This is a genomic window from Parolsenella catena (assembly GCF_003966955.1).
Classification (GTDB): Bacteria; Actinomycetota; Coriobacteriia; order Coriobacteriales; family Atopobiaceae; genus Parolsenella; species Parolsenella catena.
This window is the reverse complement of record NZ_AP019367.1, coordinates 116,808-141,219: the sequence shown is the minus strand read 5'-3', so window position 1 is coordinate 141,219 and position 24,412 is coordinate 116,808. Positions and strand designations below refer to the sequence as shown.

The 24,412-nt window shown below is 66.1% G+C and carries 19 protein-coding genes and 1 tRNA gene; 7 read left to right on the top strand and 13 right to left on the bottom strand.

Going from position 1 to position 24,412, the window contains the following annotated elements:
* Positions 1–62 precede the first annotated feature (62 nt).
* On the bottom strand, positions 63–1,757 hold the full coding sequence (gene pgi, locus Pcatena_RS00620) for a glucose-6-phosphate isomerase (protein WP_126420701.1): 1,695 nt from the start codon (positions 1,755–1,757) through the stop codon (positions 63–65).
* 132 nt (positions 1,758–1,889) lie between these two features.
* Positions 1,890–2,435: a hypothetical protein gene (locus Pcatena_RS00615; protein WP_229059527.1), complete on the bottom strand. Its 546-nt coding sequence runs from the start codon at positions 2,433–2,435 to the stop codon at positions 1,890–1,892.
* A 167-nt stretch (positions 2,436–2,602) separates the two neighbouring features.
* Here Pcatena_RS00615 and trxA point away from each other — a divergent pair, with 167 nt between their 5' ends.
* Positions 2,603–2,923, top strand: coding sequence for a thioredoxin (trxA, locus tag Pcatena_RS00610; protein WP_126420699.1), 321 nt, complete (start codon positions 2,603–2,605; stop codon positions 2,921–2,923).
* 66 nt (positions 2,924–2,989) lie between these two features.
* Here the strand turns inward: trxA and Pcatena_RS00605 are convergent, their stop codons facing one another.
* The 6 genes from Pcatena_RS00605 to Pcatena_RS00580 all read right to left on the bottom strand — a co-directional run bounded on the left by Pcatena_RS00605 (position 2,990) and on the right by Pcatena_RS00580 (position 11,585).
* A complete protein-coding gene (locus Pcatena_RS00605; protein WP_126420697.1) occupies positions 2,990–3,496 on the bottom strand; it encodes a metallophosphoesterase family protein in 507 nt (168 codons plus the stop codon).
* A gap of 125 nt (positions 3,497–3,621) precedes the next feature.
* On the bottom strand, positions 3,622–4,341 hold the full coding sequence (locus Pcatena_RS00600) for a LytR/AlgR family response regulator transcription factor (RefSeq protein ID WP_172596328.1): 720 nt from the start codon (positions 4,339–4,341) through the stop codon (positions 3,622–3,624).
* A 15-nt stretch (positions 4,342–4,356) separates the two neighbouring features.
* On the bottom strand, positions 4,357–5,544 hold the full coding sequence (locus Pcatena_RS00595) for a histidine kinase (RefSeq protein WP_229059528.1): 1,188 nt from the start codon (positions 5,542–5,544) through the stop codon (positions 4,357–4,359).
* On the bottom strand, positions 5,541–6,779 hold the full coding sequence (locus Pcatena_RS00590) for a glycosyltransferase (RefSeq protein ID WP_126420695.1): 1,239 nt from the start codon (positions 6,777–6,779) through the stop codon (positions 5,541–5,543). The genes Pcatena_RS00595 and Pcatena_RS00590 overlap by 4 nt, the downstream gene beginning before the upstream one ends.
* A gap of 319 nt (positions 6,780–7,098) precedes the next feature.
* Positions 7,099–10,632 (bottom strand): pyruvate:ferredoxin (flavodoxin) oxidoreductase, encoded by a 3,534-nt coding sequence (nifJ, locus tag Pcatena_RS00585; protein WP_126420693.1) that lies wholly within the window; start codon positions 10,630–10,632, stop codon positions 7,099–7,101.
* 296 nt (positions 10,633–10,928) lie between these two features.
* Entirely contained in the window at positions 10,929–11,585 is a 657-nt protein-coding gene (locus Pcatena_RS00580; RefSeq protein WP_126420692.1) for a hypothetical protein, read from the bottom strand.
* A 208-nt stretch (positions 11,586–11,793) separates the two neighbouring features.
* Here Pcatena_RS00580 and Pcatena_RS00575 point away from each other — a divergent pair, with 208 nt between their 5' ends.
* Both Pcatena_RS00575 and Pcatena_RS00570 read left to right on the top strand, forming a co-directional pair.
* Positions 11,794–12,642 carry an ABC transporter ATP-binding protein gene (locus Pcatena_RS00575; protein WP_126420690.1) on the top strand — a complete coding sequence of 283 codons (849 nt, stop codon included), beginning with the start codon at positions 11,794–11,796 and terminating at the stop codon, positions 12,640–12,642.
* Positions 12,632–14,836, top strand: a complete 2,205-nt coding sequence (locus Pcatena_RS00570; protein WP_126420688.1) for an FtsX-like permease family protein — start codon at positions 12,632–12,634, stop codon at positions 14,834–14,836. Before Pcatena_RS00575 ends, Pcatena_RS00570 begins: the two co-directional genes overlap by 11 nt.
* Positions 14,837–15,025: 189 nt before the next feature.
* Here the strand turns inward: Pcatena_RS00570 and Pcatena_RS00565 are convergent, their stop codons facing one another.
* The 4 genes from Pcatena_RS00565 to purH form a co-directional block, all read right to left on the bottom strand.
* The gene (locus tag Pcatena_RS00565; RefSeq protein WP_126420686.1) at positions 15,026–16,117 is read right to left on the bottom strand and encodes a sensor histidine kinase; all 1,092 of its coding nucleotides are present in this window, start codon (positions 16,115–16,117) and stop codon (positions 15,026–15,028) included.
* 3 nt (positions 16,118–16,120) lie between these two features.
* Positions 16,121–16,795: a response regulator transcription factor gene (locus tag Pcatena_RS00560; protein ID WP_126420684.1), complete on the bottom strand. Its 675-nt coding sequence runs from the start codon at positions 16,793–16,795 to the stop codon at positions 16,121–16,123.
* Between the two features lie 151 nt (positions 16,796–16,946).
* Positions 16,947–17,405: an IS200/IS605 family transposase gene (gene tnpA / locus Pcatena_RS00555; RefSeq protein ID WP_055287554.1), complete on the bottom strand. Its 459-nt coding sequence runs from the start codon at positions 17,403–17,405 to the stop codon at positions 16,947–16,949.
* A 191-nt stretch (positions 17,406–17,596) separates the two neighbouring features.
* On the bottom strand, positions 17,597–19,204 hold the full coding sequence (purH, locus tag Pcatena_RS00550) for a bifunctional phosphoribosylaminoimidazolecarboxamide formyltransferase/IMP cyclohydrolase (RefSeq protein ID WP_126420682.1): 1,608 nt from the start codon (positions 19,202–19,204) through the stop codon (positions 17,597–17,599).
* A 203-nt stretch (positions 19,205–19,407) separates the two neighbouring features.
* On the opposite strand from purH, the gene Pcatena_RS00545 reads away from it, so the two are divergent.
* On the top strand, positions 19,408–20,112 hold the full coding sequence (locus tag Pcatena_RS00545) for a GNAT family N-acetyltransferase (RefSeq protein ID WP_172596327.1): 705 nt from the start codon (positions 19,408–19,410) through the stop codon (positions 20,110–20,112).
* A 333-nt stretch (positions 20,113–20,445) separates the two neighbouring features.
* On the opposite strand, the gene Pcatena_RS00540 is transcribed toward Pcatena_RS00545, so the two are convergent.
* A complete protein-coding gene (locus tag Pcatena_RS00540; RefSeq protein WP_126420678.1) occupies positions 20,446–22,383 on the bottom strand; it encodes a DUF2207 domain-containing protein in 1,938 nt (645 codons plus the stop codon).
* A gap of 122 nt (positions 22,384–22,505) precedes the next feature.
* Here Pcatena_RS00540 and Pcatena_RS00535 point away from each other — a divergent pair, with 122 nt between their 5' ends.
* From Pcatena_RS00535 to Pcatena_RS00525, 3 genes are all read left to right on the top strand, one after another.
* Positions 22,506–23,024: a ferritin gene (locus Pcatena_RS00535; protein WP_126420676.1), complete on the top strand. Its 519-nt coding sequence runs from the start codon at positions 22,506–22,508 to the stop codon at positions 23,022–23,024.
* A gap of 31 nt (positions 23,025–23,055) precedes the next feature.
* Positions 23,056–24,075: a tRNA glutamyl-Q(34) synthetase GluQRS gene (gluQRS, locus tag Pcatena_RS00530; RefSeq protein WP_126420674.1), complete on the top strand. Its 1,020-nt coding sequence runs from the start codon at positions 23,056–23,058 to the stop codon at positions 24,073–24,075.
* Between the two features lie 116 nt (positions 24,076–24,191).
* Positions 24,192–24,282 (top strand) — tRNA-Ser (locus Pcatena_RS00525).
* Positions 24,283–24,412: the final 130 nt, after the last annotated feature.

Sequence of the window (24,412 nt, the reverse complement as noted above, 5' to 3'; positions counted from 1 at the left end):
CCTTCTGAGAAATGGGGCCGCGCCCGCCGGCACGGCCCGATGGCTAACGTGGGTTGTGGGCGCTACTTCCTGTGCGCGCGATAGTAGGCGATGAGCGCCTGGGTGCTGGCGTCCTGCCGGGCGAGCGCCTCGTCGTCATGGAAGGCGGGCGTGATCTGCTTGGCGAGCTGCTTGCCAAGCTCGACGCCCCACTGGTCGTAGGAGTCAAGGCCCCAGACGGTGCCCTCCACGAACGTGATGTGCTCGTACAGCGCAATGAGCTCGCCGAGCGCGTGCGGGGTGAGAGCCTCGCCGAAGATCGAGGTCGTCGGGCGGTTGCCCTCGAAGCAGCGAGCCGGGACCATCCACTCGGCCGTGCCCTCGGCGCGCACCTCGTCCGCCGTCTTGCCAAAGGCGAGGGCCTTCGTCTGGGCGAGGAAGTTGCCCAGGAACAGCTCGTGGACGTCCTGGTCTCCGTCCTTGGTGGGGTTGGGCGTGTTCACGAAGGCGATGAAGTCGGCCGGGATGGGCTTGGTGCCCTGGTGGATGAGCTGGTAGAACGCGTGCTGACCGTTCGTGCCAGCCTCGCCCCAGAAGACCTCACCCGTGGCGGACGTGGCGGGCGTGCCGTCCCAGCGCGTGGACTTGCCGTTGGACTCCATCGTGAGCTGCTGGAGGTAGGCCGGGAAGCGGTGCAGGTACTGGTTGTATGGCAACACGGCGTGGCTGCCCATGCCGCAGAAGTTGACGTACCAGACGTTCATGAGGCCCATGAGCGCCACGACGTTTCGCTCGAGCGGCGTGTTCTTGAAGTAGTTGTCGACGTCATGGAAGCCGGCGAGGAACTCGGCGAAGCGCTCGGGGCCGAACGCGATGATGAGCGAGAGACCCACGGCGGAGTCAACGGAGTAGCGGCCGCCGACCCAGCTCCAGAAGCCAAAGGCGTTCTCGGGGTCGATGCCGAACTGCTCGACGAGCTCGAGGTTCGTGGAGACGGCGACGAAGTGCTTCTTGATGGCATCGGCGTTCTGGGCGTCAGAGCCATCGATGGCACCCTGCGCCTTCAGCGCGTCGAGCATCCAGGTGCGGGCCTCGCGAGCGTTCGTGATCGTCTCGAGCGTCGTGAACGTCTTGGAGACGATGATGACGAGCGTGGTCTCGGGGTCAAGGCCGCGCGTCTTCTCGGCCATGTCGTTCGGGTCGATGTTGGAGACGAAGCGGCAGTCGATGCCGGCGTCCGCATAGGGCTTGAGCGCCTCGTAGGCCATGACCGGGCCGAGGTCTGAGCCACCGATGCCGATGCTCATGACGTGCTCGATGCGCTTGCCCGAGACGCCCTTCCACTCGCCGGAGCGGACGCGCTCGGCAAACGCGTACATGCGGTCGAGAACCTCGTGGACGTCTGCCACGGTGTCCTGGCCGTCGACGACGAACTTGCCGATCTGGTCCTTGGGACGGCGCAGGGCCGTGTGCAGGACGGCACGGTCCTCGGTGGTGTTGATGTGCTCGCCGCTGAACATGGCGTCGCGCCGCTCCTCGACCTTCACCGCGCGGGCGAGGTCGCACAGCAGCTTGACGGTCTCGTCGGTGACGAGGTCCTTCGAGAGGTCAAAGTGCAGGTCGCTCATGTCGAACGAGAGCTTCTCGACGCGCTTGTCATCTGCAGCGAAGGCGTCCTTGAGGTTGAAGTGGTCCGCGACGAGCTTGTCGTGGTGGGCCTTGAGGGCCTCCCACTCGGGGGTCTTGGTTGCGTCGACGGGCGCGGGGATGTTCGACATATGTCCTCCTTGGACGATGGCGGCGGCCGTGCGGGCAGGGCCGCCTTCGCATACCAGACTTAAGCGTACCGCAAACGAGTGGCTCCGTGAGCGCTTGGGGCCACAGGCGCCCGAGCGGCGGGGGGGACAGCGCTAGTAGGGCTCGCCCTGGGGCGGGAGCTGCTTGAGTCGCGCCCACATGAGCTGCTTTGCCTTGGGGTCAGACAGGCTCTTCTCGAACCCTCCAAGCGCCAGGACGCGCATGCCCAGGACGCGCACGACGAGGCCGGGGCTGAGCGTGGCGGCATCGAGGCTCTCGAGCTCCACGAGCTCGTCCGCGAACGCCTCGCGGATGGCGGCGGCAGCGGCATCGTCGAGCGCGACGAGCGTGTCAGGGTCAAGCGTGGCGATGGCGAGGCGCAGCGTCCCGGGCACGAGCGGGTAGCCCTCGGCATCGTTCACGGACAGGCCGCCCCAATCCTCGGGCGCGTAGCCCAAGGCGCCCAGCGCCGCGTGCAGGGCCTTGCCGTCCGGTCCCTCGAGCAGCCGGGGCACGGAGCCGTCCGCAGCAGGCACCTCGGGCTCGCCCTTCACGAGCAGCACGTGGGAGAACGCGTTGCCGGTCATGATGACGCCGGCCTGCGCGAGGTCTCCCAGCTCGGCCCTTGCCTTGTCGAGGTATTCCTGACGCACGTCCATCCGGGCTCCCAACCGCATCGCTGCCGACGCGCCCCATGCGCGCGGGCCCCGACGCCACTTCTCTAGCGCGATTCTACCGCCTGTGCGCTGACTACCCGGCAGGAGGCTGGGTATAACCACAAGCAAAGCCACATGGCCGCAGCCAGCGGCCCACCAAGGGAGGCACCATGGCAACACGCAAGCTCACAGAGGAGACGTTCGACGCCACGATTCGCTCCTCCGAGAAGCCCGTCCTCGTCGACTTCTGGGCCAGCTGGTGCGGGCCATGCCGAGCCCTCGCGCCCGTCGTCGAGGAGATCTCGGACGAGATGTCAGACGAGCTCACCGTCTGCAAGGTGAACGTCGAGAACGACCAGGACCTCGCCATGCGATTCCAGGTCATGTCCATCCCGACGCTCATCCTGTTCAAGGGTGGCAAGCCCGTGCACACCATGGTCGGCAGCGCCCCCAAGGCCCGCCTCGTCAAGGAGCTGCGCGAGCACCTCTAGCGCAAACCGGACCAAAGGGGACGGGTTCGTTTGGTCCACCCGGCCCGCCCGCCACCGGCGCCTCGCCTACCAGCCGGCAAAGAAGCTGCGACCCCAGCCGCGGTCCTCGCCGTCGCCGAGCTTGATGATCTCCGACGACAGCACGCGTCCGTCCTCGACGTAGATGCGGCCCATGGTGGGGCCGCTCGAGCTGCGAGGGAACGTGGGGCTGCCCGGATTCATGACGAGCGAGCCGTTGCCAAGCGTGTCCCTCTCGGGCACATGCGTGTGGCCAAACACGCCCACATCGAAGCGCTCGCCCGTGAGGTCCTGGCGATAGTGGCAGACGCAGAACTGGAGGCCCTCGTACTCAAAGCGCACCTTGCGCGTCACCTCGGGGCCGTACTCGCCCGCCCAGTCGTTGTTGCCCAGGCACAGGCGCAGCGGCGCCAGGGCACCGAGCGTCACGAAGTCCTCGTCGGACGTGATGTCGCCGGCGTGGACGATGAGGTCGCAGCCGTCCAGCGCGTCGAGCACCTCGTTCGAGAGCCTGCCGTGCGTGTCACTCAGAACGTCGATGCGCTTGCCCGCCATGGCTGCCCCCCTATCGCCGGATTAACGCGCTCGATTATACCTGCCACGTAATCCGCCCAGACCGCGCAACAAAAACGGGGCCGACAAGCGCCGGCCCCGGTAGATGCGATGCGTCTGCGCGTTCGTTACAGCCCCAGCGCGCGCTTGAGCTGCACGACGCGGCGACGCGAGACGGAGATCTTCTTGCCCTCGACGCCCTGGATGCCCAGCTGCATCACGCCGCTCGAGACCACTTCGACGTCCTCCACGTACTGCAGGTTAACGATGTAGCCACGGTGAACGCGGAAGAAGCCGTGCGGGGAGAGCTTTGCCTCAAGCTGGGCGAGCGAGATGACGGACAGGTAGCGGTCCGTGTCCGTGTAGATACAGGAGTAGTCGTCCTTGGCCTCGATGTAGCGGATCTGGTCAATGGGAACGAGCACCTTGCGCCCGCCCTTCTCGACCGGAATGCGCTCGGCGGGGGCGGAGGGGGCGGAGTTGCCCTTGCCACGGGCGATGACCTTGTCGAGCGCATGCTCGAGGCGCTCGGTCTCGACGGGCTTCATCAGGTAGTCCACGGCATCGACGTCAAACGCCTCGAGGGCGTATTCGCTGTACGCCGTCACGAAGACGACCGCAGGCGGGTTCTTGAGCTTGTGGAGCGCCTCGGCGAGCTGCATGCCGTTCGTCTTGGGCATGGAGACGTCGAGAAAGAGCACGTCTGGACGACCGTCCATCAGCTTCTCGACGGCGTCGCGGGCGCTCGAGGCCTCGACGATCGCGTCGACGCGACCGGTCTCCTCGAGCAGGAAGCGCAGCTCGGAGCGAGCGGGGGCCTCGTCGTCAACAATCATGGCACGCAGCATACAAGCACATCCTCGTTATTCGTTGTGAGCGGCAGTGTGGGCAAGACGCAGCGTCACACACGTGCCCTCGCCGGGCTTCGACATAATATCGATGCCCGACCCAAAACCATAGAACCTCTCGAGACGCTCTGCAACATTTCTCAAAGCAATCCCGGTTCCCTTTTCATCGCTCGAGCAGCCGGAACCCCGGTTTCCTTCAATGCCATCGCGCAGCATGGCAACCGTCTGCTCGTCCATGCCCAGGCCGTCGTCGGCCACGGCAATGAGCACGTCACCCTCGTCCACGTCCGCGCGAATGTCGATGTGGAGCGGCCCCTCGTCTCGCATGGCATGGCGGACGGCGTTCTCCACGATGGGCTGGACGATGAAGGCCGGCACGAGCACCTCGCCGCAGCCCACGCCCACGTGCTCGCGCTCGAGGATGCGGTCCTGGCCAAAGCGAGCGTGCTCGAAGCGCAGGTAGCGACGCGTCTGCTCGAGCTCACGGGCAAGCGGGATCAGCTGGTCCGAGCTCTCGAGCGTCTGACGATAGAACACGGCGAACTCGCGCAGGAGGTTGCGCGCCTGCGCCGGGTCCGTGCGCGTAAGCGCAGCGATCGTATTGATCGTGTTGAACAAAAAGTGCGGGTTGATCTGAGCCTGCAGAGCCTTTACCTCGGCCTTTGCCGTAAGTTCGGCCTGACGGTCGAGCTCGTGGGTAGAGAGCTGCGTCGAGAGCAGCTGGCCAAAGCCACGCGCGATGGCAAGCTGGCTGCGATCAATGTCGGCCGGCGAGCGATAGTAGAACTTGATGGTGCCGTGGGGGCGATCCTGCACGTTCAGCGGCACCACGATGCCGCCACGCACAGTGCGGGGCAGCTCGGAGGACGCATCGTCACCCTCGCCTCGCGCCTGGAAGAGCCCGAGCTTGCCGCTCTGGAGCACCTCGAGCGTGGCGGCCGTGTGAATGGGGCTGCCAGGCGGGAAGTCCGCCGCAAGCGCGCCCTCGTAGGCAAGCACGCGCTCCGTGTCTGTCATGGCGACGGCGATGGCGGTCGTCTCGGGAAGCAGCAGGCGGCAAACGTCCTGGCAGCTCTGCCTGGTAAGGCCAGAGCGCATGAGGTCGAGCGTCTTTGACGCAAGGCCGAGGATCCGCTCGGTTGCCTGCGAGCTGCGGACGTCGTCGAGTCGCGAGAGGCGACCGTTCAGGCGGTTGGGGCTCAAGCTCCCACTCCTTTCTCGGTGGCAGGCGAGGTGGGGTCGGGGCCCTCGTCTCGCCCGGATGACATCTCGAGGACGGCAGAGGCCAGGCGCTCGTCGTCCCAAATCTCGTCCACGACGCTCGGCCAGAAGCTCAGGAGCCGGGCGTAGTTCTCCGCATTTGCCGCGGCATACGCATAGGCGTCCGCCCGGCCACGCCGCCAGGTCCTCAGGTAGGCCGCCCTCTCGGGCCCCGCGATGGCGCGGGCGAGTGCCGTGCGCGAGATGCGCTCGTCCAGCTCTGCCGTGAGCCACTTTCCCGGATAGGGCATGAGCGAGTCCGCCGTCACCCGGCGAAGGCTGGGGCGACGCGCGCAAAAGTCAAGCTTGGCGCGCTCGTAGATCCAGCGATAGACGTCTTGCAGGAAGCGGTTGGGGGCATCTGGCGTCGTCGGCGGCAGGTGCCTTACGTACCACTGGCGGTCGAACCACATCTCGAAGCCGGCCATCCGCAGGTTCATCAGGTAGTCGAGGTCCTCGCCACGCGTGATCCACGGGTCAAAGGGCACGCGAGAGAACGCCGCCGCGTGCACGGTCATGCAGCCTCCGCACACATAGTTCGAGCGCTTGATCCGCGAACCCTCGAGGGCACCGGACATCCACTCGTTGAACTCACGGCGCTTCGACCACCAGTGCTCCCAGAACTTGGGGCGCGAGACGTCCGCGAGATGGGAGCCGTTCTCGTCCACGAAATGCCCCGTCTTGGCCAGGATCTTGAGGTCCTGACGCGTGAGCCGGCCCAAGCCATACACCGCGTCAACGAGAAAGTCCGGCGAGAGCGTAACCTCGTCGTCATCCATGAAGACGGCGACGTCATGCCCGAGCATCGCGCACGCGACAAGCCCCATGTTGCGAATGGACCCGTAGCCGCGCAGTGACGCAAACTCTCCCGAGAACCCCGGGCAGAGCGTCTCGATGCGCCCCGCGATGAGGCGTGCCTCACCCGAGCCGATGACCAGCGGGTTTAGGTCCGCATGCTCGCGGACGATGGCCTGGATGCGGGCGCGCGCCGAGGCCTCGGCCTCTGGCGGCGCCACGAGCAGGACGATGACGCGGATGACGCCGCAGACGTCATCGAGCGAGTCCAGACAGCGCGCAAGCTCGGGCAACGGCTCGTCTACGGCCGTCGCGTGATCGTACACGCCGGGCTGTGACGGGTCATTTGCCCAATAGGTAGGTATGACTATGGCGGGATTCATGCTATGCGCCGCCCAAAGGCTCGTGGAGAGGGCCGCCCGCCCAAGTCATGACCCTGCCGAATCCGCCGCGTGGCGGCCCCTCCCCCAATACGTAATGACATTCTACCCCACCGGGGAAAATCCGCCGCTCGCCGAAGCAACTGAGCCAGCATTCATGGCCGGCGATATTTTTCCTTGATTCGAGAATTTCGTTCACCCCATCGCCATGCCACGCTTCGGCAAATGCTCGCAAACCCATAGCCGCCTCGAATGCAAAAGGGCCCGCCCCAGAGTCTGGGACGGGCCCTTCCTAGCTCAGCGAACTAGATGGCGCTCGTGACTAGGCCTCGTTGTAGAGGGCCTTGAGCTTGAGCAGGTGAGCGTAGCGCTCCATGGCAGCCTGCTCGTTCTCGGCGAAGAGCTCCTTGGCGCGCTCGGGGAACGAACGCGTGAGCGAGGCGTAGCGGGCCTCGTTCATGAGGAACTCCTGGTAGCCGCCAGCCGGCTCCTTGGAGTCGAGCGAGAACTTCTTGCCCTCCGGCGCAGCCGGGTTGAAGCGGAAGAGGTTCCAGTAGCCGCAATCGACGGCCTTCTTCATCTCCTCCTGGCAGTGCATCATGCCGCCCTTCTTGATGGAGTGCATCTCGCAGGGGCTGTAGCCGATGACCAGGGACGGGCCGTCGTAGGCCTCGGCCTCGGTGATGGCCTTGAGCGTCTGCGCGGGGTTGGCACCCATGGCGACCTGGGCGACATAGACGTAGCCGTAGGACATCTCGATCTCGGCGAGGGACTTCTTCTTGGTCACCTTGCCGGCGGCAGCGAACTGCGCGACCTGGCCGAGGTTAGAGGCCTTGGAGGCCTGGCCGCCCGTGTTGGAGTAGACCTCGGTGTCGAAGACGAAGACGTTGACGTTGTGGTTGGAAGCCAGGACGTGGTCCAGGCCGCCGAAGCCGATGTCATAGGCCCAGCCGTCGCCGCCGAAGATCCAGAAGGACTTCTTGGTGAGGTAAGCCTTGTCGGCGAGGATGGCCTTGGCAGCATCGCAGCCGCACTTCTCGAGCTCGGCGACGTAGGCAGCGGCCGTGGTCTTGGAGCCCTCGGTGTCGTTGCGGTTCTCGAGCCAGGCGGTGGCAGCGGTCTTCAGAGCGTCAGAGGCGTCACCCTCGAGCAGGGCCTTCGTCTGAGCGACGAGCTTGTCCTGGACAGCAGCGTAACCCACGGCGAAGCCGAGGCCGTGCTCAGCGTTGTCCTCGAACAGGGAGTTGTTCCAGGCCGGGCCGTGGCCCTCGGCGTTAACCGTGTAGGGCGAGGTGGCAGCGGGGTTGCCCCAGATGGAGGAGCAGCCGGTGGCGTTGGAGATGAACATGCGGTCGCCGCAGACCTGGGTGACGAGGCGCGCGTAAGCGGTCTCGGCGCAGCCGGCGCAGGAGCCGGAGAACTCGAGGTACGGCTTGGCGAACTGGCTGCCCTTGACGTTGGCGGCAACGAGCTCCTTCTTCTCGGAGACCTTGTTGACGGCGTAGTCCCAGACGGGAGCCTGGTCGAGCTCCTCCTCCTGCGGGACCATGGTGAGGGCGTCCTTCGGGCAGGCCGTCACGCAGTTGTAGCAGCCCATGCAGTCGAGCGGGGACACGGCGATGGCGAACTTGAGGCCGTCGGCACCCTTGCCCTTGGCGTCGATCATGCGCATGTTCTCAGGAGCCGCGGCAGCCTCGTCAGCCGTGAGGGCGATCGGGCGAATCGTGGCGTGCGGGCAGACATAGGAGCACTGGTTGCACTGGATGCACTTGGTCTCGTCCCAGTGCGGAACCATGACGGCAACCCCGCGCTTCTCGTACTGAGAGGCGCCGAGCTCCCACTGGCCGTCGACGTGCTTCTCGAACGCGGAGACGGGCAGGGAGTCGCCATCCATGCGGTTGATGGGCTCGAGGAGGTTCTTGACCTGCTCGACGATGGCGGCGCGGCCCTCGATGGAGAGCTCGGACGGCTTGTCCTCGGCAGTGGCCCAGTCAGCAGGCACCTCGAACTTGTGGAAGGCGGTGGCGCCGGCGTCGATGGCCTTGTGGTTGGCGTCGACGATGGCCTGGCCCTTCTTCATGTAGGACTTAGTGGCGGCGTCCTTCATGTACTGGAGGGCATCCTCGGCAGGCAGGACCTTGGCCAGGGCGAAGAAGGCAGACTGGAGCACGGTGTTCGTGCGCTTGCCCATGCCCACCTTGGCGGCCAGGTCGATGGCGTCGATGAGGTAGACGTTCACGTTGTTCTTGGCGATGTAGCGCTTGGCCACGGCCGGCAGGTGCTCGGCGAACTCCTCGTCGGACCACTGGCAGTTCACGAGGAACGTGCCGCCCGGCTTGACGTCGCGGACCATCTTGAAGCCCTTGACGATGTAGGAGGGGTTGTGGCAGGCCACGAAGTCGGCCTTCGTGACGTAGTACGGCGAGCGAATCGGGGAGTCACCGAAGCGCAGGTGCGAGGTGGTGACGCCGCCGGTCTTCTTGGAGTCGTACTGGAAGTAGGCCTGGACGTACTTGTCCGTGTGGTCGCCGATGATCTTGATGGAGTTCTTGTTGGCGCCAACGGTGCCGTCGCCGCCGAGACCCCAGAACTTGCACTCGATGGTGCTCGGGTCAGCGGTGTTAGGCGCGTCCTCGTCCTCGGGGAGGCTGAGGTGCGTGACATCGTCGTTGATGCCGATGGTGAACTCGCGCTTGGGCTCGTCCTTCTTGAGCTCCTCGAACACGGCGAAGGCAGACGCGGGCGGCGTGTCCTTGCTGCCGAGGCCGTAGCGGCCGCCGGAGACGAGGATGTCGGTCTTGCCGGCCTCGTAGAGGGCAGTCACGACGTCCTGGTAGAGCGGCTCGCCGATGGAGCCCGGCTCCTTGGTGCGGTCCATGACGGCGATCTTCTTGACCGTCTCGGGGAGCACGTCGACGAAGTGCTTGATGGAGAACGGGCGGAACAGGCGGACCTTGACGAGGCCGACCTTCTCGCCGTGGGCGTTCAGGTAGTCGATGACCTCCTCGAGGACGTCGCAGAAGGAGCCCATGCAGACAACCACGCGGTCGGCGTCGGGGGCGCCGTAGTAGTTGAACAGGCCGTAATCAGTGCCGAGCTTGGCATTGATCTTGTTCATGTACTCCTCGACAACGGCGGGCAGCTCGTTGTAGGCCGTGTTGCAGGCCTCACGGTGCTGGAAGAAGATGTCGCCGTTCTCGTGGGAGCCACGGGCGTGCGGGTGCTCGGGGTTCAGGGCGTGGTCACGGAAGGCCTGGACGGCATCCATGTCCAGCATGTCCTTGAGGTCGTCGAAGTCCCACATGGCGACCTTCTGGATCTCGTGCGAGGTGCGGAAGCCGTCGAAGAAGTTCAGGAACGGCACGCGGCCCTTGATGGCAGCGAGGTGGGCGACGGGCGAGAGGTCCATGACCTCCTGGACGTTGCCCTCGGCGAGCATGGCGAAGCCGGTCTGGCGGCAGGCCATGACGTCGGAGTGGTCACCGAAGATGTTGAGCGCGTGGGAGGCGACGCAGCGGGCGGAGACGTGGAACACGCCCGGCAGGCCCTCGCCGGCGATCTTGTACATGTTCGGGATCATGAGCAGCAGGCCCTGGGACGCCGTGTAGGTCGTCGTGAGGGCGCCGGCGCCAAGGGAGCCGTGGACGGTACCCGACGCGCCAGCCTCGGACTCCATCTCGACCACGTTGACGGGGGTGCCGAAGACGTTCTTCAGGCCCTGGGCTGCCCACTGGTCGACGTGGTCGGCCATCGGGCTGGACGGCGTGATCGGGTAGATGCCCGCCACCTCGGTGTAGGCGTACGAGACCCAAGCAGCGGCCTCGTTGCCGTCCATAGACTTGAACTTACGTGCCATATCCTCTCCTTCTGTCGAGGTCACGCGCGGGCTTGACGAGAAGAGCCGCCTCCGCCACCTTGGCGGATGCCCGAGCACGCGAAATCACCCCGTGGCGAATTCCCCGATCGCCAGAGGGTGATATCTCTTCATAGCGGTTTGATTATCCCGCAAATGAGCACTGATTAATCGTCAATTTGAGAAAGTGGCGCCGCCGTTCGGATATACGTCCAAACGGCGGCGCCAAAGGGGACGGGTTCATCTGGTCCCGGCGGCATCGGACAGGACGGGACCAAAGTAACCCGTCCCTTTTGGTCCTAACGGCGGCGGGAGCGCTCGAGCAGGCGGTCCCAGCCATCGGCGAACTTCCTCGCCAGCGCGCCGGACGCGTCAGACGCGGGGATGATGCCGTGCTCGTCCGAGACGAGGAACGCCTCGGCGGGCTTCTCGGCAGCGTCGGCGAGACGCGCGAGCAGCTGCGGATCGCGCTCGACGGGCATGCCAAGCGTCTTGGCGAGGTCCTCGACGAGCGAGGCCGCGCCAGAGGGGTGCTCGCCGGGCGCCATGCCCACGGCAAGGCCGCGGCCGCGGCCCACCCAGATCGTCTCGGGGGCGATGTCAGTCTCGGACGCCTCGTCGCTGCCAGACGCGGCGCGCGCGAGAAGGCCGGCCAGCGTCGTGTCCGGCAGGGGCTCGTAGTCTCCGCACGCCATGGCGGCGCGGCCCTCGGCGTCAACGAGGAGCATGAGCACGCCGTCCGGGTGCTCGGCCGTGCCGTCCGCGAGCGTCCACTCTATGTGCTGCTTGGCCCAGGCAAGCAGCTGCCTGGAGAGCTTCTTGCCCAGCACGTGACGGCGCCCCAGCGCGCGCAGGTGCCGGTTCTCGATCGGCAGCGCGCCGTCCTGCAGGCGCCAGCGGCACACGAGCACGGGCGTGCCCACCTCGAACTCCTCGGGAATCTTGCCATCCGCCATGAAGAACCGCCTTTCTGCGAGCGCTTCGCGCCAGGACCTGGAGGCGCCGCGCGCACGACGCCCACGTGCCCGCACACGCGGGTGCCCAACATTACATTTTTGCAACCACACTGTAAGCCAATTCGATGGCTCCGCAGGGACGGTCGCGCAACGATACTGGTGTCATGCAGCCGCGCCCCGACGACGGGGCGTAAAAGAAAGGATACCCATGGGCAACCACTATCAGCCCAACTCCAACATTCCTCTCGATGGGCCTGCGGTGCGTCAGGCACCTGCGAACTCGGTCCTCTCCGTCCAGCACCTCGAGAAGACCTACGGGAACCGCGGCAAGAAGGGCCGCGGAGCGACCACCCGCGCCCTGGCGGACGTCTCCTTCGACGTGAGCGAGGGCGAGTTCGTCGCCATCATGGGCGCCTCGGGCTCCGGCAAGTCGACGCTGCTCAACTGCGTCTCGACCATCGACTCTGCCACGAGCGGCCACGTCTTCGTGCGCGGCGTCGACGTCACGTCCATGCGCGCCGGCGAGCTCGCGCGCTTCCGCCGCGAGCAGCTGGGCTTCATCTTCCAGGACTCGAACCTGCTCGACACCCTCACTGCCCGCGAGAACATTGCCCTGCCGCTCACCATCTCCCGCGTCTCCGCCGGCGAGACGCTTGCCCGCGTGGAGGAGATGGCCCGCCGCCTCAACATCGCGGACGTGCTCGACAAGTATCCCTACCAGCTCTCCGGCGGTCAGCAGCAGCGCGTCGCCGCCGCCCGCGCGCTCGTCACCAAGCCTGCCGTCATCATGGCGGACGAGCCCACCGGCGCCCTCGACTCCAAGAGCGCCCGCCTCCTGCTCGAGAGCCTCCAGCAGCTCAACGAGGAGAGGGATGCCACGATCCTCATGGTCACCCACGACAGCTTCGCGGCAAGCTACACGGGGCGCGTGCTGTTCATCCGCGACGGCAAGATCTTCACCGAGCTCCGCCGCGGAAGCTCGCCCCGTCGCGAGTTCTTCGACCGCATCATGGAGGTCGTTGCGATGATGGGCGGTGAGGGCTCCGATGCTCTGTAGGCTCGCCTGGGGCAGCGTCGCCCGCGCGCGGCGCGACTACCTCATCTACCTGCTCACGCTCACGCTCGGCGTGACCGTCTTCTATGCGTTCAACACCATCAGCTTGCAGGTCGACCTCGCCAACGTCAACATCGAAGGGCTGGACGAGGTCCTCGGCGAGCTACTCGGCAACCTCACCGTGTTTCTCGGTGCGGTCATGGGCTTTCTCATGGTCTACGCCAACAACTTCATCATGAAGCGTCGCAACAAGGAGTTTGGTCTCTACCAGGTGCTGGGCATGACGCGCGGCCAGGTCGCCCGCATCATGGCGCTCGAGACGGTCATCGTGTCCGCCGCGGCGCTCGTCCTCGGCATCATCTTGGGCGTTGGCCTCTCCCAGCTGATGGTCTTCTTCACCGCCTCGCTCTTCAAGACGCAGATCGCCAACTTCAGATTCATCTTCTCCACGAGCGCCCTGGCGCTCACCGTGGGATGCCTCGCCACGATCTTCCTCGTGACGCTCGTGTTCAACCTTCGCGTGGTGCGCAGGTCACGCCTCGTCGACCTCATGGGGTCGGGACGCCGCAACGAGTCGATCAAGACGCGCAACCCGCTGCTCGCAGGTCTGGTGTGCCTGCTTGGCGCCGTGCTCATCGGAGTGGCCTACTCCCGCCTGCTGCATGACGGCCTCCCCGTCACCGCCAGGAGTGAAGAGCTCGGAGCCGCGATGACCCAGTTTGAGATCACCACGGGAATGGTAACCCTCGGAACCGTCCTGTTCTTCTTTGGGCTCTCAGGGCTTTTGCTCAAGCTCCTCCAAGCCGTGCGCGGCATATATTGGCGCGGCCTGAACGCCTTCACGCTTCGCCAGCTCTCCGCCAAGGTCAACACCGTCTCCTTCTCGATGGCCATGATCTCGATGATCCTGTTCCTCGCCATCACCTCCGTCACCACCGGCATGTCGATGGTCAACGCCATGACCAACAGCATCGAGCGCGTGAACCCCGTCGACTTCAGCCAGAGCTTCTGGTACAACTACAGCCTCTCCGAGGGCACCGACGAGGACCTCAACCCCGTGCGCTACGTCGCGCTGGACCAGCCGCTCGATGTCGCGAGCGAACTCGAGGCACGCGGGGTCGACCTTGGCTCCGTCTGCGACTCCACGGTCCAGCACGACACCTACTTCCCGCTCGGAAGCGAACAGGTCACCCGCATCACGAGCGGCGAGGGCACACCCGACGAGAATCCACTCACCATTGGCGCCCTCGCCGAGAGGACGGGAGCCGAAGTTCCCGGCGGCATGACCAACTCGGACGCCGACCTCCTGGGGCTCGACGTCATGAGGGAGAGCCAGTACAACCAGCTCCTCGCCTATCGCGGCAAGCCGCGGGTGGACCTGGGCGAGAATGACTACCTCATCACCTGCGACATGGGCGACACCATCGCCGGTTTCTACGACAAGGTCCTCGCCTCCGACCCCACCATCAAGCTGGGAGACCACGAGCTCAAGCCCGCGGCCCAGAAGGTCGACGTCGACAACAGCGCCCTGACGAACTCCGCCATGGGCTCCAACTCCGGCACCGTCATCGTCCCCGACGCCGTCGTCGACGACGCGCACCTCCAGGTCAAGAGTTCGTACCTGCTCGTCAACTACAACAAGCGGGGCGTCAGCACCGAGCAGGGCGACGAGTTCATGAGCCAGGCGGCGCTTAGCCACATCGAGTACAGCAACATCAGGTCGGGCAGCGACGTCTTCGGCTTCTTCGGGCCCAGCGTGACCCGCAGTGAGATGCTCGCCCAAACCAACACGACGGCGGGCGCCGTCAGCTACCTCGCCATCTACATCGGCTTCGTGCTCGTGATCGCCTGTGCCGCCATCCTTGCCATCCAACAGCTCTCCGGCGTGTCCGACGCCAGCCGCAGCTATCGCGTGCTCTCCGAGCTCGGCTGCGACAAGCGACAAATCGCCCACTCCATGCTCGCACAGCAGACCGTGTTCTTCATGTTCCCGCTCGCGGTCGGCGTCGCCCACTCGCTCGTGGCGCTGAGGGTCGTCATCGACCTCGTCAGGTTGTTCGGCGGCCTCACCATCAGCGCCATGGTGGGCTTCACCTGCGTGATCTTCCTCGCTGCATACGGTGGCTACTTCCTGGTCACCTACGCCATGAGCCGCGGCATCCTGAACGACGCCGTTCGCATCCGTTACACGGCGTAGCGCGGACGGCGAGCAGAACGCTGCCTGGCACCCGAGGGTCGGCCACATGGCCGGCCCTCTTTCTTTCGTCCGAGCCCGGGCCCGCGGGCGGCGGCGGGCGGTGGGGCGAGCGCGCCGGGCGCTCGGCAAGCCTCGAGCGGCAACGCCCGAATATGCGGGCGGCCACGCCGAGCCAACAGCGCGCAGTCGCTAGTCCTCGAAGTAGTGCATCTTGTTAGCGGGGAACCCAAACGTCACGGAGAAGAACTCGTCCTCTGCCGAGTCAACCGCGACCGAGACGCCCATCTTCTGGGCGAGGCGTGCGACGAGCCAAAGGCCCAGGCCCGTCGACTGCTTGTGGGCGCGACCGTTGTCGCCCGTAAAGCCCCGCTCGAGCACGCGCGGCAGGTCCGCCGCACTCACGCCGCATCCGTTGTCGCGCACGGTCAGTTCAACGCGCTCGTTCGCGAGGCCCTCGTCCAAGAGGCGCGCGTCAAACCAGACCTGAGGCCAGCCCTCGCAACCGGGGCGCACGTAGCGGGCCGTGTTCTGGAGGAGCTGCCCCAGCATGAAGACGAGCCACTTGTCGTCCGTGAAGACCTTGAGGTCGAGGCCCTCGCCCAGGCGCGGCGTCACGCCGGCGGCGATGAGCAGGTTCGCGTTGGCCTTGATGGCCGAGGCCACCATCTCGCGAAGCGAGTGGGAGCGGACGAGGAAGTCGCGCTCGAGCGTCTCGGAGCGCGCATAGAACAGCGCCTGCTCAACGTAGCGCTCGACGCGGGCGAGCTCGTCTTCGACCGAGCGCAGGCGCGGAACGACCGGCTCGACCTCGCGCGGGCAGACCGCGCACGCATCCGCGTCCTCCTCGAGGTTTGAGAGCGCCAGGCGCGCGGCCGTAATCGGGCTCTTTGCCTCATGCACCCAGGTCTCGACGTAGGCGCGATATTCCCCGACGAAGCGACGCTGCTTGGCGACCTCGTCGTTGGCGGACTTCGCCACGGAGACAAGCGCATCATAGGCCGCCTGGCCCTCGGGAAACTCCGGCCTGTCGATGAGCTCGGGCAGCAGGCACGCGTTGTCGAGCGAGGAGCAGGTCTCGGAGAGGGAGTCCCAGAAGCCGCGCTCGCGGGCAAACCCCAGCGCGACGGCGACAACCGCCGAGACGAGCACGATCGAGCAAACGAACGCGACAAAGTCCGTACCCATGCCGGAGATGCGCAGCACGAGCGCGAGGAGGAGCTCGAGCGCCACGAGGACCAGAAGCTCCGGGACGCGCGAGCGGATGTAGCTTCCCAGCCTCATCGGCTACGCCCGGACCGAATAGCCTTGGCCACGGTGCGTGACCAGGAAGCCCTCGACGCCCACCCTCGCGAGCTGGGCGCGGAGGCGGTTCACGTTGACCGTAAGCGTGTTGTCATCGACGAAAGCGTCTGAGTCCCAAAGCTCGCGCATGAGGTCCTCGCGCGAGACGATCGCGGGGCAACGACGCATGAGCAGGCCCAGAATACGCATCTCGTTCTTGGTGAGCTCGACGGTCTTGCCGTTCGCGGCGGCGCAGGAGCGGGAGAGGTCGAGCGTCACGGCCCCGCGCTCGATGGTCGAGGCGGGCGTCGCAGCCTGGCCCGCGCGACGCAGCAGGGCCTGGATGTGAGCCACGAGCACGCGAGGGCTATAGGGCTTGGGCACGAAGTCGTCCGCGCCCAGCGTCATGGAGACCACCTCGTCCGCCTCGGTCACGCGACTCGTGAGCACGATGACCGGGACGGAGGAGGCGGCGCGGATCTCCCGACAGACGAGCTGCCCATCCGTGCCCGGAAGCGTGAGATCGAGAAGGGCGAGGTCCGGGGCGGCGGCGAGGGCGAACTCGGCGGCGTGGGAGAAGTCCTCGCACGCCTCGACCTCGAAGCCCTCGCGCTCGAGCATGCGAACGAGCTCGACGCGGATGCCTTCGTCGTCCTCTATGACATAGATTTTGGACAACGCTCCCCCAAATCAGAACCACCCTTAAAAAGGGTGGTTTGCTCTTAGGGTATAACCCACGGGCCCCGGGCTCGCGTCTAAAGGCGCGGGCCCGGACTTCGTCCAGGCCTAGTGCATCTTGACCCGTGGCGCGCCGGTCGAACCGGCAGCATCACCCCCTCTTGAAGGGGTCCTCGTACTCCTTCACGCTCAGCTTGTCCAGCGCGATGTCGTGGGACTCCTGCTCCCTGATGTACTTGGCGATCGTCGCCTCGTTCAGGCCGACGGTGGACACGTAGTAGCCCTCCGCCCAGAACTTCCTGTTGCCGAACTTGTACTTGAGGTTGGCGTGCCTGTCGAATATCATCAGCGAGCTCTTCCCCTTCAGGTAGCCCATGACGCTCGCGACGCTGTACTTCGGCGGGATCGCCAGCAGCACGTGCACGTGGTCGGGCATCAGGTGCCCCTCGATTATCTCGATCCCCTTGTACTCGCACAGCTTCCTGAGGATCTCCCCTATGTCGCTCCTGATTTGATTGTAGATCACTTTGCGCCTATACTTCGGCGTGAACACGATGTGGTACTTGCACATCCACTTCGTGTGGGAAAGGCTGTAGGCCTTCTGGGCCATGGCGACCACCCCTTCGACTCGAATTCTTGACGGCCTGAACAATCGTCAATATCGGTCGGAGGGGTGGCTTTGTAAAGCCGTTTGTCTCCACCCGCGTAGCGGGTGGTTTAAAGCTGGCCGCTGCGCGGCCAGCGGACTAAAGTCTTGAACCAAATGCCGGCGGGCCGAAGCCCGCCGGACTGTACCAGCTACTAGTGACGGAAGTGCCTGGTGCCGGTAAACACCATGGCGATGCCGTGCTCGTCGCAGGCCTGGATGGACTCCTCGTCGCGAATGGAGCCTCCGGGCTGGATGATCGCGGTGATGCCGTGCTCGGCGAGGACGTCGACGTCATCGCGGAACGGCAGGAAGGCATCGGACGCGGCGACCATGCCCTCGGTCGACACGCCCATGCGCTCGCAGGCGGCCTCGGCGCGCTCGCAGGCGATGCGAGCGGAGTCCGTGCGATTGGGCTGGCCGGGGCCCATGCCGATGCCGGCGCGGCCCTTGGCGACGAGGATGGCGTTGGACTTCACGGCCTTGCAGACGCGCCAGGCGAACAGCAGGTCGTCCATCTCGGCGTCCGTGGGCTTGCGCTTGGTGGGCACCGTGAAGGTCGCGGGGTCCTCGCTCACGTGGTCGATGTCCTGGACGAGGACGCCGCCGTCGACGGTGCGGACCTCGTGGCCGATCGTGCGGTCGACGCCGCCGGTGGCGAGCACGCGCATGTTCTTGCGCTTCGAGAGGCGCTCGAGGGCCTCGGGCGTGTAGCTCGGGGCAATCATGACCTCGACAAACTGCTTGTTCACGTCGGCGAAGTGCTCGCACAGCGACAGGGGCACCTCGCGGTTGACGGCGATGATGCCACCATAGGCGGAGATGGGGTCGCAGGCGAAGGCGCGGTCATACGCCTCGGTGACATTCGTGGCGGTGGCGGAGCCGCACGGGTTCTGGTGCTTGAGGATGACCACCGCGGGCTCGTCGAACTCGCGGACGGCCGCCCAGGCGGCGTCGGCGTCGAGGATGTTGTTGTAGGAGAGCGGCTTGCCCTGGATCTGCTCGGCGCGGGCGAGCGAGTGCTCCGGCGCATCCGGGCTCATGTAGAAGGCGGCAGCCTGCTGCGGGTTCTCGCCGTAGCGGAGGTCCTGCTCCTTGGTGGCGGTGAGGACGAACTTCTCGGGGAAGGCGCTCGTGGCCTCGCCCTCGGCGGAGGCCTTGGCAGCCTGCTCGCCCAGCCAGGCGGCAATGGCCGTGTCATAGGCGGCGGTGGTCTGGTAGACCTTCAGCTGCAGGCGGCGACGGGTCTCGAGCGTGGTGGCGCCGTCGTTGGCGCGCATCTCGGCGAGGACGGCGTCGTAGTCCGCCGGGTCGCTGACGACGGTCACGGCGTCGGCGTTCTTGGCGGCGGAGCGGAGCATGGAGGGGCCACCGATGTCGATGTGCTCGATGGCGTCCGCGAAGGTGACGTCGGGCTTGGCGACGGTCTTCTCGAACTCATAGAGGTTGACGACGACGAGGTCGATCATGCCGATGCCATGCTCCGCGGCCTCGGCCATGTGCTTCTCGTCGTCGCGGCGGGCAAGCAGGCCGCCGTGCACCTTGGGGTGCAGGGTCTTGACGCGACCATCCATCATCTCGGGGAATCCCGTGTACTGCTCGATGGGGACGACGTTGATGCCAGCGTCCGCGAGCACGCGGGCCGTGCCACCGGTAGAAATCACCTCGACGCCGAACTCATCCTCGAGCGTCTTGACGAACTCGACGACACCGGTCTTGTCAGTGACCGAGACGAGCGCCCTCTTGATGGAACCCTGTGCCATGAAACCTCCTTGTTGAAGTGCGAATGCTTGTGGGAGCGGCCTCCGTCGGCGGGACGCACGAGCGCCGGCGCCGGGGTTTGAACTCCCAAACCTATATTGTGCCGCAACAGGCGAACGCGGACGCACTCGCTTTGTGCCATTCTTGGCATGAGGGTGAAGCCGAAATCGGCACGACATACGGGAGCGACAGCCAAGGAGCGCACATGGACGACATGACAGACGGCATCACGTTCGAGCGGGTCACGAGGACGGACCTCGATGACATCGTGGGACTGGCGCAGGCCGCATGGTACTCGCCGGACGGGCTCGGCGACCTGGCCGCCGGCACGCTCGACAAAGCCGGGCTGGATGGCGACGAGCGCGAGGCGGCCGCCCGACTGCTTGCCACCGACGAGGTGGCGTCGTATCTCGCGGAGTCCACGTGGGGCATGAAGGCCCTGCTCGATGGGCAGGTCGTCGGCATCATCCTCACGCAGGGGACGCATGCGAGCGCCGAGGCGTCCGCGTACTGGGAGGGCGTGGGGCAGCAGGCCCGCGAGGCCGCCGAGCGGCTGCTTGCCCGGGCCCGCGAGCGCGAGGAGCGCGCGACGGAGCCCAGCGAGCCCGTCTACCTCGACGAAGCCCGGGCAACAGACGAGATGCGCGCCGAGGCGGGCCTTGCGAATCAGCCGCGCGTACTGCTGCTCGTCGTTGGCGAGGCGGCCCGCGGCCACGGCCTTGGGCGCAGGCTGCTTGCACGGGCCCGAGACCACTTCTCGCGCCACGGCGCCGAGCGCTACTGGCTCGTCACGGACACGGACTGCGACTGGCCCTTCTACGAGCACCTTGGGCTCGAGCGACTCGCCGAGCGCACCGGCGCCGTCGCGGACGCGCCCGAGCGCTACTTCGTCTATGGCGGGCGCGCCTAGAGGAGCGCGGCGGCGCATCTACCAAGAGAAGGCCCCGCCTCTTGGTCCGAAACCCGAGTTGTGCACGAGCACGGGCAGCCTTTTTCGAAAACGACGGGTTGACATAATTCCGCACAGAACAGCTACCAGCATGTTTGCGACATGACTCGAAACACGCTATCCCCAAATATGAGCAAAAGGCGTTCACTACTCGGTTTTGCGACCATGCAACGGGTCACAAAACCGGTAGATTGCGCACGGAGCCGCCAAGAAAAGTGAACGAGGGCCCGGTCACCAGCTCCGTGGCAACCGGACCCTCGCTATATCCGTCAGCGTGCGGGCGACAAGCCGCGGCTAGAACGCACCGCCGCCACCGCCACCGCCTCCCCCTCCGCCGCCACCGCCGGAGAAGCCGCCGCCAAAGCCGCCACCCGAGCTGCTCGACGAGGAGGCCATCGCCGCCGTGCTCACGTGGTGTGCGCTCTCGTAGCTCGTCGTGAACGCCGTCGCGGGCGAGCCAAGGCTGCCATAGGAGTGATACCAGTAGTAGCTGTAGAAGTACGGGTTCTCAAGAACCTCGGGCGCCACCATCCTCAGCTGCTCGACCACGCGGTCCGCAACGCCCAGCACCACGGCCATGACGAGCAGGCGGTCCCACAGCGCAACATCACGCGGGACGGCCTCCTTGAGCAGCGTGAACTCCTGGAGCCACTTGCGAAGCGCCGAGAGCTGCGCCTTGAGCTCAACGGCCTCGGCAGACATCGGGCGCAGGCCGGCGGCGACCACGCACGAGACCACACAGGCAACGATGTTGGCCACGAGCACGCCAAAGCCGGCCGCATAGGCCTCGGCGCCAAGCAGGAGCAGTCCCGCGACGCAGCCGGCAACGCCAAGGACGACGCTGAGCGTTATGAGCGGGGCGCGTCCCGTGAAGCCGGCGTCATCGAAGAAACCGCGGGTCTCACAGCGGGCGCTCACCTCGCTGCTCCACTCGCCAAGCGCCTCAGAGTAGGTCTGGGGCGCCTTCTTGGCGGCGCGCTTCACGTCCGAGAAGCGCAGCGTGGTATAGCCGCCGGCAGGAGCCTCGCGCCAGCGCCGGCCCTTGCCCCTCGGCGCCACGACGTCGAACATGAGCCTCATGGCCGCGTCGTCGATGTCGTCCGTGGGCGTGCGGCTCCCGCGCTCGATCTGGTAGTCCTTCTCGCGGCCCTTCTCGTCCTTGACGAGCGACAGGCCAATGACGCCGTCATCGGTGAGCTTCATGAGCGTGGCCGTGAACGCCTCGCCGGGCACCTTGCCGCCCTCCCACAGCGCCGCGAGGACGGCCGGGTGGTCGGCGGACGGAACGTCGCGGAAGTACGGGTCGGAGAAGCGCGCCTTGTGCTTGCGAGCGTAGCGCAGCTTGAACAGCACCGTGAGCGCCACGATGCCCGCGACGGCGCCTGCGCCAAGCACCGTGCAGACGGCGATCGTGCGGCGCGCCTGCTCGCGGCGGGCGTTCGCCTCGTCTGCCCACTGCTGCTCCTCGGCCCTGATGTTGGGCAGCCGCGAGATGCTCGAGGGCACCATACCCGTGAGCCACGAGACGGGGAACGTCACGCGGGCCTCGGCGTACTCGTCGGTGCCAACGCCCGGGACGGTGTAGACGATGTCGTTGCCGTCAAACTCAAGCGAGGCGTCGAGCGGGCCGTGGCCCCAGGCGCGCACGTTGTCACCGGCCACGACGCTCTCGCCGGCCGCGACGGGCAGATGGACGCGGCACGTCACGTTGTTGGAGGACACGTCCCAGCCGTCGGAGACGAACTTCCAGTACAGCTCACCCGTGTCGGCCCAGGCGTTCACCACGTTTGCCATGGTGTAGGAGATGCGGACAGTGGCCCTCTCGTCCTCGTGCGGCGTGTAGATCTTCACACGCGTGTAGGACGAGTGCTCCGTGACCTCGTACGTCCCCGGCGTGCCCTCGTCGCTTTGCGAGAACTCCCCTCCGCCGCGCGTGAGGTCCTCGACGGCAAGGGCCGTGACCTGCGGATCCTCGTCGCTCGTCGACAAGGCGGGGCCGCGCGTGGCGATATCCCAGTACACGCCGTTGAACGAGCCGTCAAAGTTAAACGTGCGGTCCTCGACGACGCCGATCGATCCGTCCGTGTTCACGGTGAGGTCGATGTTCACGGCGTCGATGGAGTACTCGCGAGCCTCGGCCGCGCGCGGGGCCAGGGCAAGCAGCAGCGCCACCATGGCGGCAAGCGCGACAAGGGCGAGGCGCCGGGGGATTCCGGTACGGGAAGTGTCCATGGGACTCCCTTAAACGTGCCTATACGTACAGATATGGTACCCGAACGGCTTGGCGTGTTTGGTGCCCGCCTCGACGGGTAGGCTAGGGGCGCACGACGGACCGGATAACGAAAGGAACGGACATGGCAATCAACGAGAACGTCGCCAAGGCGCTCGAGGACCAGATCAACAAGGAGCTCTACTCCGCCTACCTCTACCTCACGTTCGCGGACTACTACGAGGACCGCGGCCTCAAGGGCTTCGCCAACTGGTACATGATCCAGGTCCAGGAGGAGACCGACCACGCCAAGGCACTGCGCCGCTACCTGCTCGACAACGACTACAAGCCCACGATGGAGGCCATCGCCAAGCCCGACAAGACCTTCGCCAACGACCTCGAGCCGCTCGAGGCGGGCCTCGCCCACGAGGAGTACATCACGAGCCTCATCCACCACTGCTACGAGGTGGCCCAGGAGGCCCACGACATCCGCGCCATGCAGATGCTCGACTGGTTCGTCAAGGAGCAGGGCGAGGAGGAGGCCAACGCCCGCGACATGATCAGCAACATGAAGCTGTTCGGCAGCGACCCCAAGGGCCTGTACGACCTCGACCGCGAGTACGCCACGCGCACCTACATCGCCCAGACCACGCTGCCCATGTAGCGCGCCCCTGCGCTGTGCCATACTGAGTGGCATGGCTACCGAGAATGACACCAACACTCAACGCCCGGCGGCGCCCAAGCGCGTCGTCGGGCGTTTTGCGCCCACGCCCTCGGGCCGCATGCACCTCGGCAACGTGGCGGCATGCCTCGTGGCGTGGCTGAGCGCGCGCGCAGCCGGAGGGCGCATGGTGCTGCGGGTCGAGGACCTCGACCCGCGCGCCCAGAGCCGCGAGGCCGCGCGGCTCATCATGGACGACCTCCATTGGCTTGGCCTGGACTGGGACGAGGGGCCCTTCTGGCAGAGCGAGCGCGGGGAGGTCTACGAGGCCGCCATCGAGAGGCTTGGCGGTAGCGGCATCGAGGCGGGCCGCAGTGGCCTGCGCCTCACCTACCCGTGCTTCTGCACGAGAAGCGAGCTGCACGCGGCGAGCGCCCCGCACGCGAGCGACGGCACCTACGTGTACGCCGGAACCTGCCGCGGGCTCTCTCGCGACGAGGTCGAGCGCAAGGCTGCCGCGAGGCCACCCGCGACGCGTCTGCGCGTACCCGCACCTGGCGAGCCAGTGGACGTCATTGGGTTCCGCGACCTTGCCTTTGGCGAGGAGCGCGAGAGCCTCTCGCGCGAATGCGGGGACTTTCTCGTAAGGAGAAGCGACGGCGTGGTGGCCTACCAGCTGGCCGTCGTGGTGGACGATGCCGAGATGGGCGTCACCCAGGTTGTCCGTGGGCGAGACCTGCTTGGGTCGGTGGCCCGTCAGATGCACCTGCAGCGGCTCCTTGGCTACGACCATCCCTCCTACGGGCACGTCCCCCTGCTTGTGGCGCCGGACGGCCGCAGGCTCTCGAAGCGCGAGCACGATCTTGACCTTGGGGTGCTGCGCGAGCACTTCTCGGGCCCGGAGCCCCTGCTTGGCGCCATCGCCAGCAACCTGGGACTTGCCGAGGCGGGCGAGCCGGTGAGCGCGGACGAGCTGGTGGGACGCTTCTCGTGGGAGACGATCGCCCGACATCGCGAGGACATCGTGGTGGACGACGGCTTCCTCCCGCGGTAGATGGCGGGACCGTCTTGGGTGACACTCGGGGACGGATGTGAAGACGTGCAGAGTTCGCAACTTTTGTCGCTATGAAGTTGCGCGCCGGTGAGGTATGATGCTCTAGCACCTTTTCCGGAGAGCTGACCGAGAGGCCGAAGGTGCTCGCCTGCTAAGCGAGTATACCCCCCAAGGGTATCTGGGGTTCGAATCCCCAGCTCTCCGCCAGAACGCGCAGCCCCGTGGGGATTTCCTCGCGGGGCTTTTTCTTTGTCTGGGCGCGCATTCCACAGAGTGGCTCCCCACGAAATGCATGCCTTCAGCGCAAACTCCGAGGTAGATACGCTGACCGAAAAAA